17 protein-coding genes, 4 tRNA genes and 1 pseudogene are annotated in these 18,257 nt (G+C 41.5%); 2 read left to right on the top strand and 20 right to left on the bottom strand.

Annotation, left to right across the window (positions count from 1 at the left end; genetic code table 11):
- From FTU13_RS08285 to FTU13_RS08375, 19 genes and pseudogenes are all read right to left on the bottom strand, one after another.
- A partial coding sequence (locus FTU13_RS08285; protein WP_180127304.1) for a GTP-binding protein occupies positions 1 to 572 on the bottom strand: 572 nt, incomplete at its 3' end.
- Positions 573 to 727: 155 nt separating this feature from the next.
- Positions 728 to 802: transfer RNA gene (locus FTU13_RS08290), tRNA-Thr, on the bottom strand.
- A 23-nt stretch (positions 803 to 825) separates the two neighbouring features.
- Positions 826 to 901: transfer RNA gene (locus FTU13_RS08295), tRNA-Gly, on the bottom strand.
- Between the two features lie 38 nt (positions 902 to 939).
- Positions 940 to 1,023: transfer RNA gene (locus FTU13_RS08300), tRNA-Tyr, on the bottom strand.
- A gap of 54 nt (positions 1,024 to 1,077) precedes the next feature.
- Positions 1,078 to 1,153 (bottom strand) — tRNA-Thr (locus tag FTU13_RS08305).
- Between the two features lie 98 nt (positions 1,154 to 1,251).
- Entirely contained in the window at positions 1,252 to 2,745 is a 1,494-nt protein-coding gene (gene trpE, locus FTU13_RS08310) for an anthranilate synthase component I (RefSeq protein WP_180127511.1), read from the bottom strand.
- Between the two features lie 117 nt (positions 2,746 to 2,862).
- A complete protein-coding gene (locus tag FTU13_RS08315) occupies positions 2,863 to 3,531 on the bottom strand; it encodes a phosphoglycolate phosphatase (RefSeq protein ID WP_180127306.1) in 669 nt (222 codons plus the stop codon).
- Positions 3,532 to 3,608: 77 nt separating this feature from the next.
- The gene (locus tag FTU13_RS08320; protein ID WP_180127308.1) at positions 3,609 to 4,358 is read right to left on the bottom strand and encodes an FHA domain-containing protein; all 750 of its coding nucleotides are present in this window, start codon (positions 4,356 to 4,358) and stop codon (positions 3,609 to 3,611) included.
- A gap of 77 nt (positions 4,359 to 4,435) precedes the next feature.
- The gene (gene gspD / locus FTU13_RS08325; RefSeq protein WP_180127310.1) at positions 4,436 to 6,667 is read right to left on the bottom strand and encodes a type II secretion system secretin GspD; all 2,232 of its coding nucleotides are present in this window, start codon (positions 6,665 to 6,667) and stop codon (positions 4,436 to 4,438) included.
- Between the two features lie 42 nt (positions 6,668 to 6,709).
- A complete protein-coding gene (locus tag FTU13_RS08330; protein ID WP_180067030.1) occupies positions 6,710 to 7,576 on the bottom strand; it encodes a type II secretion system protein N in 867 nt (288 codons plus the stop codon).
- Positions 7,576 to 8,319: a type II secretion system protein N gene (gene gspN / locus FTU13_RS08335; RefSeq protein ID WP_180127311.1), complete on the bottom strand. Its 744-nt coding sequence runs from the start codon at positions 8,317 to 8,319 to the stop codon at positions 7,576 to 7,578. Before gspN ends, FTU13_RS08330 begins: the two co-directional genes overlap by 1 nt.
- A gap of 167 nt (positions 8,320 to 8,486) precedes the next feature.
- Positions 8,487 to 8,813 (bottom strand): H-NS family nucleoid-associated regulatory protein, encoded by a 327-nt coding sequence (locus FTU13_RS08340; RefSeq protein ID WP_078190459.1) that lies wholly within the window; start codon positions 8,811 to 8,813, stop codon positions 8,487 to 8,489.
- 142 nt (positions 8,814 to 8,955) lie between these two features.
- Complete coding sequence (locus FTU13_RS08345) at positions 8,956 to 9,387, bottom strand: thioesterase family protein (protein WP_180127312.1); 432 nt, start codon at positions 9,385 to 9,387, stop codon at positions 8,956 to 8,958.
- Between the two features lie 9 nt (positions 9,388 to 9,396).
- On the bottom strand, positions 9,397 to 10,590 hold the full coding sequence (locus FTU13_RS08350) for a heme biosynthesis protein HemY (RefSeq protein ID WP_180127313.1): 1,194 nt from the start codon (positions 10,588 to 10,590) through the stop codon (positions 9,397 to 9,399).
- Positions 10,591 to 10,596: 6 nt separating this feature from the next.
- Positions 10,597 to 11,439: a hypothetical protein gene (locus FTU13_RS08355; protein WP_180127314.1), complete on the bottom strand. Its 843-nt coding sequence runs from the start codon at positions 11,437 to 11,439 to the stop codon at positions 10,597 to 10,599.
- The gene (locus FTU13_RS08360; RefSeq protein ID WP_180127315.1) at positions 11,436 to 12,215 is read right to left on the bottom strand and encodes a uroporphyrinogen-III synthase; all 780 of its coding nucleotides are present in this window, start codon (positions 12,213 to 12,215) and stop codon (positions 11,436 to 11,438) included. The genes FTU13_RS08355 and FTU13_RS08360 overlap by 4 nt, the downstream gene beginning before the upstream one ends.
- A gap of 3 nt (positions 12,216 to 12,218) precedes the next feature.
- A complete protein-coding gene (gene hemC, locus FTU13_RS08365) occupies positions 12,219 to 13,136 on the bottom strand; it encodes a hydroxymethylbilane synthase (protein WP_218955124.1) in 918 nt (305 codons plus the stop codon).
- Positions 13,137 to 13,231: 95 nt separating this feature from the next.
- Complete coding sequence (locus tag FTU13_RS08370; protein ID WP_078193128.1) at positions 13,232 to 13,972, bottom strand: LytTR family DNA-binding domain-containing protein; 741 nt, start codon at positions 13,970 to 13,972, stop codon at positions 13,232 to 13,234.
- 53 nt (positions 13,973 to 14,025) lie between these two features.
- Positions 14,026 to 15,179: pseudogene (locus tag FTU13_RS08375) on the bottom strand (sensor histidine kinase).
- Between FTU13_RS08375 and argH the strand changes: the two are divergent.
- Together argH and FTU13_RS08385 are read left to right on the top strand one after the other, a co-directional pair.
- Positions 15,170 to 16,600: an argininosuccinate lyase gene (argH, locus tag FTU13_RS08380; protein ID WP_171319324.1), complete on the top strand. Its 1,431-nt coding sequence runs from the start codon at positions 15,170 to 15,172 to the stop codon at positions 16,598 to 16,600. The pseudogene FTU13_RS08375 and the gene argH sit on opposite strands and share 10 nt — an antisense overlap.
- 27 nt (positions 16,601 to 16,627) lie before the next feature.
- Entirely contained in the window at positions 16,628 to 16,900 is a 273-nt protein-coding gene (locus tag FTU13_RS08385) for an oxidative damage protection protein (protein WP_078193129.1), read from the top strand.
- A 747-nt stretch (positions 16,901 to 17,647) separates the two neighbouring features.
- Here the strand turns inward: FTU13_RS08385 and pgsA are convergent.
- Entirely contained in the window at positions 17,648 to 18,235 is a 588-nt protein-coding gene (gene pgsA / locus FTU13_RS08390) for a CDP-diacylglycerol--glycerol-3-phosphate 3-phosphatidyltransferase (protein WP_078190467.1), read from the bottom strand.
- Positions 18,236 to 18,257 lie beyond the last annotated feature (22 nt).

The raw sequence follows: 18,257 nt of genomic DNA on the forward strand, positions 1-18,257 counted from the left end.
ACAGCATCTTCGCCGTATTGACCAGCTTCACCATTAAGCGCTGCAAGAGCAGAACCACGGATTACTGGAGTGTCGTCGCCTGGGAAGTCATAAGTAGAAAGAAGTTCACGAACTTCCATTTCTACTAATTCAATTAATTCTTCGTCGTCTACGATATCGCATTTGTTTAGGAATACAACGATATAAGGTACACCTACCTGACGAGAAAGGAGGATGTGTTCACGAGTTTGTGGCATAGGACCATCAGTCGCTGAACAAACAAGGATCGCACCATCCATTTGCGCAGCACCAGTAATCATGTTTTTAACATAATCGGCGTGACCTGGGCAGTCTACGTGAGCGTAGTGACGGATTGGAGAATCGTATTCTACGTGTGAAGTATTAATTGTAATACCACGTGCTTTTTCTTCTGGTGCAGAGTCGATTGCAGCGTAATCTTTCGCTTCACCACCGAATTTTTTTGCACACACAGTTGCAATCGCAGCTGTTAAAGTCGTTTTACCATGGTCAACGTGACCGATTGTGCCCACGTTAACGTGCGGCTTATTACGTTCAAACTTAGCCTTAGCCATGCTTTTCTTCCTCGTTTACGTCGAACACAATTCTGAGTAAAACCCAGCTCCGACATATCGCCTAAAAAAAATAAACACCCAATACTTGAAAAGCAGACTAAAAAGCCTGCTTCTGGAATCTTGCGCAACACTTAAAGTTGCTAAACTGTAAAATCTGGAGCTCTTATCGAGATTTGAACTCGAGACCTCTCCCTTACCAAGGGAGTGCTCTACCACTGAGCTATAAGAGCAAATATAAGCACTTCAATAGATATGGAGCGGGAGACGAGGGTCGAACTCGCGACATGTAGCTTGGAAGGCTACCGCTCTACCAACTGAGCTACTCCCGCACGATGTTGGTACAAACCACTTATTGAAGTCTTAAAATTGGTGGTGAGGGAAGGATTCGAACCTTCGAAACTTTCGTAGCGGAGTTACAGTCCGCCCCCTTTGACCGCTCGGGAACCTCACCATTTTACACTTACTTCAGTGTTGTTCTCTCTACTCACTCTCAAACTTTCTAAGATGGTGCCGGCACACGGATTCGAACTGTGGACCTACTGATTACAAGTCAGTTGCTCTACCAACTGAGCTATGCCGGCGTTTCTTAGTGTTTCGTACGTTTCGTATCGGAACGGTGTGCAGTTTAGCAAATCTTGAAATCCTTGCAAGTGTTTTTTCTAAAAAAAACGTGAAAAACTCATAAAATCAATCCATTTGATGATAATTCAACCGCTTTGATCACTGCGCGAGCTTTTATTTGGGTTTCATTCCACTCTGATTCAGGATTAGAGTCATACACCACCCCTGCTCCAGCTTGAACATAGACCTTATTTTCACGAATTACACAGGTACGAATCGCAATCGACATGTCCATTTCGCCATGCCAGCCTAAATAACCAACAGCACCCCCAAAAATTCCACGTTTTACTGGTTCAACTTCATCAATAATTTCCATAGCACGGATTTTTGGTGCGCCTGAAAGCGTACCCGCAGGGAATGTTGCCTTAAAAACATCCAAAGCATCGATATCATCACGTACTTCACCTTGCACATTTGACACAATGTGCATGACATGCGAATAACGTTCGATCACCATTTGATCAGTCACGTGAACTTTACCGATTTTAGAAACGCGTCCAACATCATTTCGCCCCAAATCGATCAACATCAAATGCTCTGCAATTTCTTTTTCATCAGATAGCAAATCTTTTTCTAGCGCTAAATCTTCTTCTTTTGTTTTACCCCGTGGTCGCGTTCCCGCCAAAGGACGAACTGTTGCCACACCATTTTCTAAACGAGACAAAATTTCAGGTGATGAACCAACAATATGAAAAGGAATGTCATTTTCTAGTGTCTGCCCTTGCACCAAGAACAAATATGGCGATGGATTGAGGTGACGTAGTGCACGATAGACCTGTAAAGGCTCACCATCAAAATCGGATACCATACGATGACCTGGCACAACCTGCATCACATCACCTGCTTTAATGTACTCTTTTACTTTTGCAATAGAGTCAATAAAGTTATCGTGTCCGGTGATGGATTCAAACTGTGGTGCAGTATGCTTATTTGCTTTGAGTGCAATTGGGGTTGCCAAAAGTTCTTCTAGCCCATCCAATTGTTGCTGCGCCTTGGTATAGGCCTCAGCATCATTTACATCGGCATGCACAATTAAGAATAAGGTATCCTTAAGGTTATCAAAGACGATGACGGTTTTTGATAGCATCATCCAAATATCCGGAATCCCGACCGGGTCAGCTTCTGGAACGTTATTGAGCTTTGGTTCGATATAACGTACAGCATCATAACCAAAGTATCCAACCAATCCACCGGTAAAGCTCGGCAACGCTGGCAAATCTTGCTGTGTAGGCACTTTATATTGTGCTTGGAAGTCACGAATGTATTGAAATGGGTCAGCACATTGTTGTTTTTCAACCGAGCCATCAGCATGTTGAACGGTCAACTGCCCTTCATTACACGAAAATACGGTGGACTCGCCCAAGCCAATAATGGAGTAACGCGCCCAGTTTTCGCCACCCTCTACAGATTCAAATAAATAGGCTTGTTTATGTTGTTTTAATCGCGCAAAAACAGACAGCGGAGTTTCTGTATCTGCCAAGCGCTGACGATATACCGGAATCAAGTTATATCCAGCAGATTTCAGTTGTTCAAATTGAGTTTGTGTAGTCATCTCGGTTTCTCTATTTTTCGCGTGGTCAATTTCAGTTAATTTCTTCTCATGCTGATTGAGTGACGCCATCGAAAACCTACACAGTTGCTCATTTTCACTTCCTTAACCCTACTTATTTCAACCCAATAATTCTTTTAAGTTATCAACCACGTGCTGCGGCTGACAATCTCGAATATTTTCACCATGATTATAGCCATAGCTGACCACAATACAATCAATACCCGCACGACGTGCTGCCTCTACATCATTGACAGAGTCACCTACCATCAAAATTTGCTGTTTTGGCAAGGCATAATGTTCCGCACAATACTCTAACTGCTTGGGATGTGGTTTACGCTCTTCAAAACGATCTCCACCTATCACATCATCAAAGTAGTCATGCATGCCCAGTGCCTGCACAATACTGCGTGCCGGTTGCTCTGGCTTATTGGTCACACAAATCAGAATTTTCTGCTCTGCTTTTGCCCAATCCAAGAACTCTAGAATGCCGTCAAAGGGCTGCGTCAAAACACAAGGATCTGCATTGTAAATCTTTAGAAAAGTTTCCAGTAAAAGATGGTGCTGTGCGGCATCCACCTTCCCGGTCAAGTATTCAAGTACGCTATGACAAAACAATGAAGTTCCTTTCCCAATCCAGTTTCGCACCTGCGCTTCTGTGACCAACGGTAATTGCAACGCATTTAGACTCATATTCATCGCACGATGTAAGTCAGATGCTGAATCGACTAGCGTTCCATCCAGATCAAATAAAATCATTTGGCGTTCTGCTAAACGAACTTCAAACATAATGTCCCTCTATTTTTTTGTAAATTTTCCCCATAAAAAAGGCATGCCCATGCATGCCTTTTGAGGAATGTCTCGGTTTATTTAAACAAGACCCATGCAATAATTGCAAGAATGATTAAAACAATGACTGAGATTAAGCCCACAGAGGCATTTTTTTGCGCTTCACGCTCTTGCTCTACACATGTCGCTGGAATTTCTACATCACATGCTTCATTTTTCGGAACAGCAGTTACGTCAATTCCCTCAGGAATTGGTGCAGGTTTAGGCACACCTACATTGGTCGGCATACCATCACGAGTCAATTGAACCGAGCCATCTCGCTCTTTCAACTCTGGCATACCTTGATCATTCATTTGTTGTGCTGCGGTTTTAACAACAGGCTCTTGTGCCTTAGTCTCAGACGTGTTTGCTACAGACTCTTGTGCCACAGTTTCAGAAACTGCAACAGCTTCAGACGGCTGCTGAACAGGTGTAATTTCTTCTGCTTGCAACGCTTCAACGCTTTGTTCAATATCCGCTGGGATCTGAACAGCTTTAGCTGGAGCCAATAAACTAAACTTCACACTGGCAAACTGTACAATATCACCTTCTTTTAAAAGTGATTCACCAGTCAAACGGACATCATTAATAAACGTCCCATTGGATGAATTGAGATCTTGCAACCAGAGTGCCTGATCTTTCAGTACAAAGGCAGCATGTTTACGCGATACATCAGATTCTTGCAAAACAATATCTGCTTGTTGATGACGACCCACCAACATATCTCGCTCAATACTAATTTCTTGTCCTGTTAAATCACCAGAAATTGCTTGAATTTTCCAAGTCATGAAGTTAATTCTCTATTGCTCGTTTTTTTCATCATAGCATGCAGTGGTTTCAAAGCTAAACCACTCTGCTGTCTAACCTAAGGCATGCCCGCCACTTTGCCATTCGGTACGGTAATGGTTTGGCGCTTCACCGCAGGTTCAATGGCGACTGGCGTGGAGACCACTGCCGCTGGCTGTGTCATTTGTGGTGCTGTCGGTACCGTCTTATACACAGGGGCTGGCGCTGTACCTTTTGAAACAGGTATGCGCTGTTGATACACATCGTCCACATTTTCAGGTAATTTCGCAAAATTACCGTCATTATCCAATGCCAGTTGCAGACTATAGAGCTGACTGTAGCGCTGCTGAGACATTTTCTTCACATCGGCAGAATTTCCAACAATAGTCGGATGAATAAAGATCAGTAAATTGCGTTTACTGTTGGACTTTCCTTCCGAGCTAAAAAGTTTACCCAGTACAGGAATAGCCCCTAGCCCCGGAACGGATTGACGCCCATGCAATGTATTATCAGAGATCAAACCACCCAACACAATTGTTTGACCATGCTCTGCCAAGATCGAGGTTTTAATCGCACGTTTAGTCGTAACCAAATCCGACGCTTGGCCTTTATTGTCTTTTACATCAGAAACTTCTTGCTCTACCTCTAAACGCACAGAGCCGCCGTCGCCAATATGCGGCACAACTTTCAAAGTAACACCGACATCTTTACGCTCAATCGATGTATATGGATTGGCTGTACCACCATTGGTGGTGACCGAGCCTGTCACAAATGGAACGTTCTCACCCACCACAATATAGGCTTCTTCGTTATCCATCGTCACAATAGACGGTGTAGATAATAAATTAGATTTGGTTTTTTCTTTTAGGGCCTGAATCATCGCACCATAGAGTTTGCGTGAACCATCACTGCCTTCACGATAATCACCAAGGACCAAAGAAGTACCCGCACTCACCGCGCTACCTGCACCCGCAGCGCCACCAGTTAAATAACCTGCGGCAATATTCTTTAAACTAGAACCAAAGTTATCAAAGTTAATTAAGCCGATACCACTACTGATATCACCCAACGCCCATTGCACACCGAGTTGATCGGTATCCGTGCCTTCGACTTCAATAATCGCCGCTTCGATCAGCACTTGCTGACGACGAATATCGAGCTGAGAAATCGCAGATTCAATTTCACGCATGAGCTGCGGATCTGCTTTCACAATCAGTGCATTTTGTGTGGTATCGGCAATAATACTGACGCCATTGGCATTAAAGCTTGAGATACCGTTTTGCGTATTATTGGAAGAGTTATTACTGTTGAGGTTAATACCTGAACTGGTGTTATTTTGTGAGCTGAATGACTGTGAATTCGAACTGTTACTATCATTCATTAAACTGTTCATCGTGCTACTATTTGAGCTATTCGATGAATTCGTACTCGAAACAGCCTGCCCCGTGACCAAGCCTTGCAAGATTTCTGACAGGTTTTTGGCACTTGCATACTTCAAACGGAAGACTTTCAATCCACCCAATCGATCTGCCGCAGGCACATCTAAGGTCTCAATAATCTTACGAATACGCTTACGTGTCGCTGTATCACCTTTAATGATAATACGATTGGTTCGATTGTCCGCAATAATACGAATTCGTGAACCTTTCGGGTCTTTTGATGCGCCGGTCGAACTCATCGACTCTAACAGCCCAATCATTTCTTCGGCCTGACTCGATTGCAGCGTCACAGCTTCGATATCATTTTGACCCGTTCCATCTAAATTACGAATAATCGTTTCGAGCTGATAAATATTACTTGCACGATCTGAGACGATAAGCGCATTGGTCCCCGCCACTGCTGACAAATGTGCAAATTGCGGCATCAATGGGCGCAACGCTGGAATTAAGTCGTTGGCATTAGTGTTATCAAGCCAAATTACTCGGGTGACAATTTGGTCTCCAGACGCACGGTGGCGCGCATCATAAGGAATGCCCGAGCTTTTTACATTACTGTCTGGAACCAGTTTAATGGTGTTGCCCGATGGAATCGCCACTACACCATTCACATTCAACACACCGAGAAACAGGTCATAGACTTCATTTTTATTTAAAGGCTTATTGGAAATAACCGTTACATTTCCTCGTACCCGTGGATCAACTGCAAAATTTTTCCCCGTGATATCTGCGACTTCATTAATGAATGCCGTAAGATCTGCATCACGTAAATTGATTTTCCAAGTTTGTGCATAACTTGCTGTGCTGACCATAGCAACCAAGGGCACCATGGCATAGGCAGCTAAAGTTGAACGGTTATTATTAAATAAAGCCATATACGCCTGTGTTTCCTAACCCTATAAAGTGATGAAACATCACTAAAAATCCTGTTGTATGGTCATCACTTGATCACCACGTTTGACTTCAAGTTTCACCTGCCCTTCACGGCGGGCTTGTTCTAATAATTGCGCCTCAGATTGTCCTGCACCGACCGCCTGCCCATTTAAAGACATGATGCGGTCACCCGGCTGCAAACCCAATTTATTTCTTAAGGCTGCAGGTGTTCGATTTGAAACTTCAAACCCACCATTAACTGATGGATTTACCCCCATTTCCTGCATATATTGTTCACGATTTTCAGTCATGCGTTGTACGGCCTGACCAATCGCGGACTGCGTTGTGCTTTGCCCTAAATTTGCAGGATCAGTTGTATTTTGCATGCTGTTATTCTGCAAAGATCCGCCTGATGTTGCATTGGCTGTAGGGACAATCGGTTGATCTAATCCGTTTTCAATACCTTGGAACGCCAATTCACGCCGTGCACCATTACCCTGCGTTAAAATCACCTTATCCCAATAAACTTCAGCCAGTTGATATGATGAACCTTGAATGGTTTCTCCAACCAAGTAGCGATCTGAACTCTCATTGACCTTAATCACTGCCGACGAGTAGCGACTTGGCTGTCCAACCACCACACCTTGTAACACCATATTTAACTGCGCGTCAGCTGCTGAACTGCGGTTTTCCTGAAACAAGGCAAAAGAGCTAATATTAGGAACTTGCGTTTGCTGTGAACCCAATTCAACTCGGTCTAACTGCATGGCTTGTGGCGGTGCAATCAATAACCAAAATAAAGCGGCTAACTTCCAGCACAGGTACAAAATTATTAAAGCCAAGACCACAGGTGCAAGTCGATCTGTTTGCTTCCAATTGATCTCGCGGATTTTTTCGAAATAGTCAGCCATCAGTTCACCCCACTCAATAGGGGTTGACGCGAACTAATCACATACGTATCTAATCCTGCCTTACCTTCATAGGAAGCAACATTCATCAAAAAGCGCTGGGTTAACTGCACATCCAACATGAGGTCTGGCTCAAGTGACATATTCATCATTTTTTGTTCACGTTGATCTCGAACATCAATCGACAATTTGCCATTATCATCTTTTAATTGAGCCAAGATGGCAGGCACATTCATTGACTCTTGACGCTGTGCAAAGCTAAAGGATAAATCCCCACCTGCCCACTGCATCTCGCCTGATGACTGACTAAACCCCTGTTGTGGCTTATATTTAAACTGCACATCTTTTAATTGAATGGCATTCATTGGCCATTGCCAATCGGCAAAACTTTTTAAGGTTTCAGGGGCAATTTGACCCTCTAAGTTTTTGATGCTGATACTTTTGCCAAAACCATACCCCATCACACCTTGCAGTTTGGTATTGCCACTATGAATTTCAACATTTGCACCCAAGCGCAATAAAATCAAGTCCCACGGGCGCGTGTTCCAGTTTAACGAGCCTTTCAAATTTCCTCGTGTCCAATCTGCTTGCCCGTGCCAAATATTGCCACTGACGTTATGTAGCATTTGGTTATTTTTATAAAACTTTGTAATGAGCCACGCTGCTGGTACTTGCAGCATAACGAAAATTAAAAAACTGATCGCAGCAAAAATGAGCCACCGAATATTATTAGTTTTATTGATCATCCCACCACAACCGATCCATCAATTTTTTTCCATCATTTAAACATTTTTCTTTATAGACACATTATGCATACTTTTTCTGCATAGCCAATTCAAAGAGATAAAAAAACCAGGCATTTGCCTGGTTTAATTATCCTGAACTCAGGATATGACGATTTCATGAATTATTCTTAAATTAAGAAGTCTTCTAGTTTCGCGCCTTTTTCTAGCTCAGCCACTAACCAACGCGGTTGTTTACCACGACCAGTCCAAGTGTCATCTGCATTAGTTTTGCTACGGTAACGAGGCTCAACAGCTTTACGAGTTGATTTTTTACGTTTGCTTGAACCAAATTCAAGGATTTGTTCAACGCTTAAATCTAAATTTTCTGCAATTTCAACAATACGGTTGTACGCATCTTCAATCGCTTGATCTTTTTTAGATGCAATCAGTGCTTCAGCCTCTACTTGAAGTTTCTTTAACTCTTCAACTGATAAATTACTAATATCAGGCATAATCTTTAACTCCGAAATTTCATTTTAATAATGCTTATGAAAACTCACTCATAATATTATAATAAAATTTTTATTCAATAAATAATTTTCATTTTACTACAATATTTTAACACGACTCCTTAAAATATATAAAGTTAAATTGTATTTAAATATTATTTCCCACTGAATTTTCTAAGGCTTTTATTTTGGTTTTAATATTTTCTGGAATAGAGGTTTTTTGTAGGGTAGTTTTATCCACGCACACAATAACCGCATCGCCTGTAGCAACGATTTTTTGTTGCTGTTCACTCCATAATATATAACTCATACGAAATGCACTATTTCTTAATTCTTCAACGCGCGTTGCCACTTTTAAAATATCAGGATAAACCACGGGGCTTAAATATTTACATTGGCTTGAAGCCACAACCGTAATCGTAGACTGATTAAATATATCTAACTGATCTAAATAACCAATCCGCGCACTTTCCATATAACGATAATAATGCACGTTATTTACATGACCAAAAGCATCCATATCCCCCCAAGCGACGTGTTGAGTATGAACCAATGAATATTGAGCTAAATCTTCTTGCATATAATGTCCTTATATTCGAATTTCCATAAAATTGGCATTATTTTCAAAAATTAAATTTAATTGTTTGATCAAGTCATCCTGCTGATTTAAGGCTGACTTGATGCGTAAATAACTCATTAATACATCATCTGGATATAATTCTAACAATGCATCTGCTTCAGCTTGGCGTGCTGTCGCTTGGTAAATATTCCATTTTGCAAAACTAAAAACAGGCAGCGCAGGATACTTTTCTTCCCAACGTTGAATCTGCTGTTCTACAGCCACATAGTCAGGGTTTTGCTTCAGCATTTTTTGCTGGAACCACAAAAAGAATACTTCTTTATTAAATTGCTGTTCTAGCAAATGAATGGCCAATTGCTCATGCTCCTGACTCATCTCTGGCATACGAGACAAGACTTTTAACCACAGCACTTTGACCGCATATTTACGCTCTGTGATTTGATCTTGCAAATCCAAATAACGCTGCTTTAAATGCTGTAAGTCATCGACATCAGCTTGATCAAATGCAGATAATAATTGTTCCAACCAAGCTTGTTTTGTCAGCTCATCTAAATGTCCATAACGTGTCGAACGCAAATACAACCAAGGAAACTGCAACGCAAACATGCCCCATAGCGTGGTTAAACGCTGCTCATAGGCAGTGCTGACTTTTTGCAACCATGGCGATAATTCATGTTGATTCAAAAATTCAAGATGCGTTAAAGCCTTTTCACCCTCTTGTTGGGATAAATAAATTTCAATCCGTTGCAATTCTGCAAGTTCAAAAGCCATTGGATTGGTCTGAGTTAATGCATTTAGTGCTGTTTCATATTGCTGCTGAATCCAATATAAACGCGCATCGATCACCCCTTTTAATAATCCAGACTCAGTAAAAGCTTGCTGAATAAAGTTTTTTTGATCTTGTGCCGCATTTAAAAGCCAAATGACAGCCAATTGCTCATAGGGATGTAGTTTATTAAAACTAAAGACCGTTTCAGATTTACGTTGTTCTCGACTTAAATAGCGTTTAACCGCATACCAAAGCATTTGCACGACTAAACTCAGTAATGCTAGCAATAATGCTAAAAACCAAATATTGGATTGAACTTGCCATTCACGCCAGTATAAATACACATAACCTGCACCATATCCAAAACTCAGCAAACTAATAATGGCGACAACCAATAAACCAATAAATAAATAGGCTAATAAAATATGTTTCATAGTCGATTATCCTATGAGTGCCCGAGTATTTAAAAGCGGTACAGAAATAACCGGAATGTCCTTTAATTGTTCTAAACGTTGGCGTATCGGTTTTAATGAAGCATCTGGCAATTGCTGCATAATTTGCATAATTTCAGTAATTTCTTGTTGAAATTGAGGATATTGTCCTTGATTTAAAACTTGCTGAGCCAAAATTAAACGTAACTGCATTTCTTTTAATACCAAGCTACGCTGCATTAATACGGGACTTGGTTGTTCGACTGATTCGACTTGAATCCATTTTTGCCAAAAAGAAAGATCTTTTTGCTGCTCTATTGAACTGTATGGCTTTAATATTTCTTTTTCTAACAATTGATCGATCGATTGCAGAGTATTTTTCACTTTATCGGACTGCAACTGACGCTCTGTCACATATTGCTTTAAGGTCTCACGATCTTTTTGAATCACCTGATGCAAACTCATGCGCAATGCAGGTGCCAAGCTCAACTGGTCTAATTGTTGATCTAATTGATTTAATTTTTCCAAAGCAACAGCAAATTGTTGTTGCTGCATGGCAAATTCAACCAAATCAAGTTGCTGACCCACCACAATCATTGGCTCAATACTATGGGTCGCCTCAGCAGTAATCGAAGCATTCGATGTCGTTGCAGCCAACATCTCGGTGGCTGTGCCATTCAACTGGCGTTTCAAAGCCACGACCTGATCATTCAAACCTGCATTGCGCTGTTGCAATAAAGTTTGTTGTTGCATCAGTTCGGTTTGTTGAGCATTGACCTGAAACAAATCAAAACTGAGTTTAGCCAACCAAAGTACGGCGACAATGACCACAACGACAAACAACTTCTTCATGTATTTCCCTGCACGACTTGCACATGCTGCAATATGTGTGTCGCGTTTAAATCTTCGAGTTGAATAATTTTAAAATCTTTGTTCAGTGTTATACGACTTTGCTCAAGTAGCTCGAACAACCTTACACCTAAAACTAAAAAATGTGCATGACTCAGCACTGATAAATGCGACTGAATCAAGTCAAGCCAATTGAGCCAACTGGCCTCACTGGTGATCAACATACAATATGGAGATGACAACTGATGTTCAGAAATGAGTGTTTTTACTTTTTGAATGGTCTCTTCTGGTAGATGCCGTTGATATAGCACAAAATTGAGAATCTGAATGCCACGTGCTAGCAACTGCTGCATCATAAATTGACGACCACCTTCACCGCGCCAAAATGCTACACAAGCCCCGGCCTCTAATTGTTCTAAATGGCTTAAGGTGAGCATTCCCTCCGAGGTTTCCACCTGCGGTACGACACTGTGAATACCATAATCAGCCAGCTTTGATGCAGTTGCATCACCGACGGCAACCCATTGAATATGTTCGAGCTGCTCTAATGAAATACCTGCCTTACGCAAACCTTGCATTCCAAAGGTAACCGCAGAAGGGCTCACCACAACCAATACATCCGCAGCACTCAACTGGGCGTAGCACGCTGCCAATGCTTCTGACCATGCCCGTGGCTTGAGCTCAAGTAATGGAAGCTCAGCCACAGCAACACCCGCAGAGCGCAGCGTCAAGCTAAGCTGCGTTGCACGATCTTCTGGACGTGTATTGATAAAAAGCATGTATTAATACAGTGCCTTTAAAATTTCACCGGCACCTTGGGCTAACAAGTCTTGTGCCAATTTGACACCGAGCTGTTCAGCTTGTTCAGGAAAACCTACTTGCTGTGCTTTCAACAAGGTTTGACCGTCAACACTACCGACACGACCTTCCAAATGAATCTGACCATTTTCTAAGGTTGCATAACCTGCAATCGGTACTTGGCAGCCACCTTCTAGATATGCATTAAATGCACGTTCTGCGCGTACACAGGCATTGGTCTCTGTATGCATTAAGGGCAAAATTAAATCCAATACAGTTTGATCTTGGTTACGACATTCTAGGCCCAATGCACCTTGTCCAACTGCAGGTAAACTCACAACAGGCTCAAGAGTATGACGAATACGCTCTCCTAAACCCAGACGCTTCAACCCTGCACTGGCCAAAATAATCGCATCATAGTTACCCGCATCGAGTTTAGATAAACGCGTACCCACATTGCCACGCAGATCAATAATCTCAAGATCAGGACGTTGTTTTAAAATTTGGCATTTGCGGCGCAAGCTCGATGTCCCAACCTTCGCACCCTGTGGCAACTCATCAAAACTGTTATAGGTATTTGAAACGAAAGCATCTAATGGGTCTTCACGCTCACAAATCACGGCCAAGCTTAAACCTTCAGGCAAGGCCATTGGCACATCTTTCATCGAATGAACTGCCAAGTCTGCACGACCATCCAACAATGCCGCTTCTAATTCTTTTACAAATAATCCTTTCCCCCCAATTTTGGCTAAGGGGGTATCTAGAATCTTGTCACCTTGAGTCACAAAGGTCACCAACTCAACTTTCAAATTTGCATGAAGTGCTTCTAAGCGTGCACGAATATGTTCCGCCTGCCAAAGTGCAAGCGGGCTTTGTCGAGTTGCGATCTTAAGGATATTCATAAATTTTAAAATACAGTCTATAGGGCTATTATTCTAAACTTAACTTGCTCAGTTGAAAATGCAAGCTTAATTCGCAATGTGCTTTAACCCTTGCCCTATAATTTTTGTATTCGCTCGCGTAAATTCGGTAAATGCCGACGGCTGACCGACAAGCGCTCGTCTAAATCTCGACAACGCACTTGATATTGCCCTGAGCTTACAACCTCTAAACCATCTAAAAAGCTCACAGACACCAAGGCATTACGATGGATGCGTATAAAGCGATCACCAAATTCATGCTCTAAATCTTTCAGCGTTTCATCAATGAGTACGCTGCCATTTTTGTGCCGAACAGTGACATATTTCTGATCTGCAAGAAAATAGTAAATATTTTCCACAGGTACCAACTCTACACCACGATAGGTCTTTGCCGCGATTTGATGGCGGCTGATTTTAATTTCGTCCATATTTTCTTTTTGTTTTATCGTGCTCAATTGAGCTTGGGTTAATTTAGTTAAATGATCTAAAACCTGCTGCAATTCCTGTTGCATAACTGGTTTTAGTAAATATCCCTCTGCATTCGATTTAAATGCATCAAGTGCATGATGATCATATGCAGTGCAAAAAATAATAGCGGGCATGGGGTCTAATTCACGCAACAATTTCGCGCAAGTCAACCCATCCATTTCAGGCATTTGTATATCTAGTAAGATGACATCAGGCTCGAGGCTTTGAGCCAAGTCAATCGCTTGTTGACCATGTGAAGCTTTCGCAACCACTTGATGTCCAAGTTGAGTGACTAAACGTGACAATCGCTCTACTGCTAGAGGCTCATCATCACAGATTAGGATGTCCATTTCTCCTCCTTATCTCGTTAACGTCATTTATTTTTATTGGTCAACTGAGATTTCTATTTATATTGATATTGCACCACAGTCGTATACATTCCCTCGCCTGCGTAGGTTTGAAAAGTGACATGCTGACCATAATATGCCTCAAGTCGCTGTTTCACGTTTTCGATGGCAATACCATTCCCCTGACGTAATTTAATTGTATCCTGTGTATAGGGATTTGTAATAACGATATTAATTTGATTTTGTAATATTTCAATCAATATATTTATCGTACTCTTTGTCAAAATCTTTTCAACTCCATGAAAAATACTATTTTCTAATAAAGGTTGTAAAGTTAATAGTGGAATTTGTACTTGAGCGTATTGTTCAATACCTTCTAGTTTCCACTCCACCTTAAGCCGATCACCTAAACGCATTTGTTCAATGGCCAAATAACGCTGACACAGATCGATCTCATCTTTGAGACTTACTAACTTCAATTCTTGAAAACTTGCACGGAACAAGCGAGATAAATTCAGTAGCATTTGCTCCGCTTTATCTGGGTCAATCGCAATCAAGCTAATCACATTGTTTAAGCTATTAAATAAAAAATGTGGATGAATCCGAGCTTGCATAGCCTGAATGCGTGAGTTTAATTCACTATGATGTTGTCGACCCCACTGTTCTCTTAAATATAAATATCGAAAACAAAATGCCCCAAGCAACACACCATAGCTCAGATTTAAAACCACACCAGCAGTTAAAACGTCTGCACTCAAACCAGCTAAACTGAAATTTTCACCAAAATAGATCAAAACATTTAAAGTTATGGTGGTGAATAACACCAAAGCTTGCAATAAAACAAACCCGCTAAACATGAGCATTTTCATGCTTAAACCACACGTCTTACTTTGCAAAAGCTCTGAAAATGCAGCAAATGCCAATAAAATCCAGTTAATAAACAACACATGCTGCATGACACTGGAAAAACTTAAAGCATGCCACGAATGAGCTTGTGCCAAAGCCAAGACCAAAGCCACAATATTGCCCGCAAGAAAAAGCTCCCACAAATAATGCCAGCGGCCCATTTTTCTTGAAAATACAGAAATTGTCATAGGCCCAAACCTTGTCTAAAAGTTTGATCAACTTGCCCTTCGGCAACTGGGTTCGAATTTGCTATACTCTTGCTCAGTTCTATGCTTTTTATCTTATTGAGCCGACATGACCACATCTTCTAATTCCTCAAATCCGTCACAAGCCCAAACTTCAGGCATGTGGGGCGGTCGTTTTTCCGAAGCTACTGACGCTTTTGTTGCTGAATTTACAGCATCTGTACAGTTTGACCAACGCTTTTATAAACAAGATATTGCAGGTTCAATTGCACATGCAACCATGCTTGCAAAAGTCGGCGTTCTGACTGAACAAGAGCGTGACGATATTATTAATGGCTTAAACACCATTAAAGCAGAAATTGAAGCGGGTAACTTCGAATGGCGCATTGACCTAGAAGATGTGCACATGAATATTGAGTCACGCTTGACTCAACGTATCGGTATTACAGGTAAAAAACTACACACCGGTCGTAGTCGTAATGACCAAGTTGCAACCGATATCCGTCTGTATGTTCGCGACGAAATCGATGCGATTTTAGAATTATTGAAAAAATTACAAAAAGGCATCCTAGGCTTAGCGGCGAAAAATACCAATACCATCATGCCGGGCTTCACGCATTTACAAACTGCACAGCCAGTGACTTTTGGTCACCATTTAATGGCGTGGTTTGAAATGTTGGTACGTGACTCAGAGCGTTTAATCGACTGCCGTAAACGTACCAACCGTATGCCTTTAGGTTCTGCTGCACTTGCAGGAACAACCTACCCAATTGACCGTGCATTCACTGCCGAATTACTAGGTTTTGAAGCTGTCGCTGAAAACTCTTTGGACGCTGTATCTGACCGTGATTTTGGTATTGAATTCAATGCTGCAGCATCACTCATCATGATGCATTTATCACGTATGTCAGAAGAAATGATTCTTTGGACATCGGCTCAGTTCAAATTTGTGAACATCCCTGACCGTTTCTGCACTGGCTCTTCAATCATGCCGCAAAAGAAAAACCCAGACGTTCCTGAGTTGATCCGTGGTAAAACTGGCCGTGTATATGGTGACTTGATGAGCCTATTGACCCTGATGAAAGGTCAACCATTGGCATACAACAAAGACAACCAAGAAGATAAAGAACCACTATTCGATGCAATCGATACTGTTCGTGGCTCACTCATGGCATTTGCCGATATGATTCCTGCACTAGTGCCAAACATTGACATCATGCGTGAAGCAGCGCTGCGTGGCTTCTCAACTGCAACTGACCTTGCCGACTACCTCGTTAAAAATGGCGTGGCATTCCGTGATGCACATGAGATTGTGGGTAAAGCAGTTGCTCTCGGTGTTCAAGAAGGCAAAGATCTTTCAGAATTAACCCTTGAGCAACTTCAACAGTTCTCAGACTTGATTCAGGCCGATGTCTTCGAAAAAGCATTAACACTTGAAGCATCTGTCAATGCACGTAACCACATTGGTGGTACTGCACCTGCTCAAGTTGAAGCAGCAATTGAACGCGCGCATGCACGTTTAGAAAAACTTTACGCATAACTTTTTCAAGTTAAATGGAGTATTGATATGTCTCGACAAGTGTTTTGCCGTAAATATCAGGCTGAAATGGAAGGTTTAGACTTTGCACCATTCCCGGGTGCGAAGGGACAAGAATTGTTTGATACGGTATCTAAACAAGCTTGGCAAGAATGGCTAAAACACCAAACGACGTTGATCAATGAAAAACGTTTAAACGTGTTTGAAGCTGACGCGAAAAAGTTCCTTGAAGAGCAACGTGAAAAATTCTTCAGCAATGATGAATCTTTAGAAAAAGCCGAAGGCCTAAAGCCTGAGGCGTGATAAAGCGGAGCACTGCTCCGCCACGCCGCAAGACAAGCAGCTATGCTGTGCGTAGGCTTTAATTGAAAAGAATCTCCAATCTTGGGGATTCTTTTTTATTGCTCTAAAAATTACGCAAGACAAGCGAAGCGCGTAGCTTCAAATGTCAAAAAGGAGTCTAAAAAGGCTCCTTTTTTGTGCTTCGGAGCACTGCTATTTTCGCAAAACAAAGATGACGTCTGTTTAAGCTTTCATTGGGAAATGATCTTCATCATTGCTGAAATATCTTTTATCCATTGATCAATTTTATTTAAACTTAAATAAATGCATTTATTATTTAAATAATGTTAAATGTATTTTTATCATCACATATATCGATTTTCATTGTTTAAATCCAAACAAAACCTACCAAAGTTATCGGCCAATTTGTATCAAAAATTCTTAATGTAAATTTGTGATACATTTCTCAATAAAACACAACATTACACTACAATAAACTCCATGTATTTCTAAATCTGCTTTCCTATAATAGCAATCAAGAAGATGGAAACATCTTCCATAATAGCGATAAGTAACCCCGATTTTCCTTCCCAGATTTCCCCCAAAATCTGGGAATTTTTTTATCCAAAATTTGCGCCAACGTCTCACATTTAACTTCAAGCTCTAATCAAATGAAGCGCTGTTCAAACTAGTCAAACCCTCAATTTTTTCTAAAAACTCGGCAATAAAAAAGCCCCGATCACGGAGCTTTTAATAACTTACTTTAAATCAAGGTTGCTTTAAATACGGCCATGCGGCTTTCAAATATATAAACATCGACCATAACGTTAAAACTACGGCTGTATAGAGCAATCCATACGCCAACATTTCTAGGGGTTGCCAATTTAGCAAGAACACTGAAATCGCAATCATCTGAAATGCTGTTTTATATTTACCAACGGTTGAAACCGCAACACTGGTACGCGCGCCTAATTCAGCCATCCACTCACGTAGGGCAGACACCGTGATTTCACGTGAAATAATTACAATCGCTGCAAAGGCCATCGAAATGGTAGGTTGCCATTGCACCAAGACGATCAACGCAGTTGCGACCATCAGTTTATCTGCAACAGGATCAAGAAAACGTCCAAATGCTGAAGTCTGATTTAAACTTCTTGCAAGGTAGCCATCAAACCAGTCAGTGACAGCTGCGATCACAAAAATAGCAGTCAGCAATATATGACGTGACATGCTTGCAGCATGCTCACCCACGCCCATTGCAGGTGGCCAGTACGCCACCAACAAAAACACAGGAATTAAAGCAATTCGTGCCAATGTTAAAATATTAGGAATATTCAGGATTCGACCTGTTGTCATAGACACCCCAGTTTTCCCCTCA

Origin of the sequence: Acinetobacter sp. YH12064 (assembly GCF_013419735.1) — a bacterium.
Lineage (GTDB): Bacteria > Pseudomonadota > Gammaproteobacteria > Pseudomonadales > Moraxellaceae > Acinetobacter > Acinetobacter amyesii.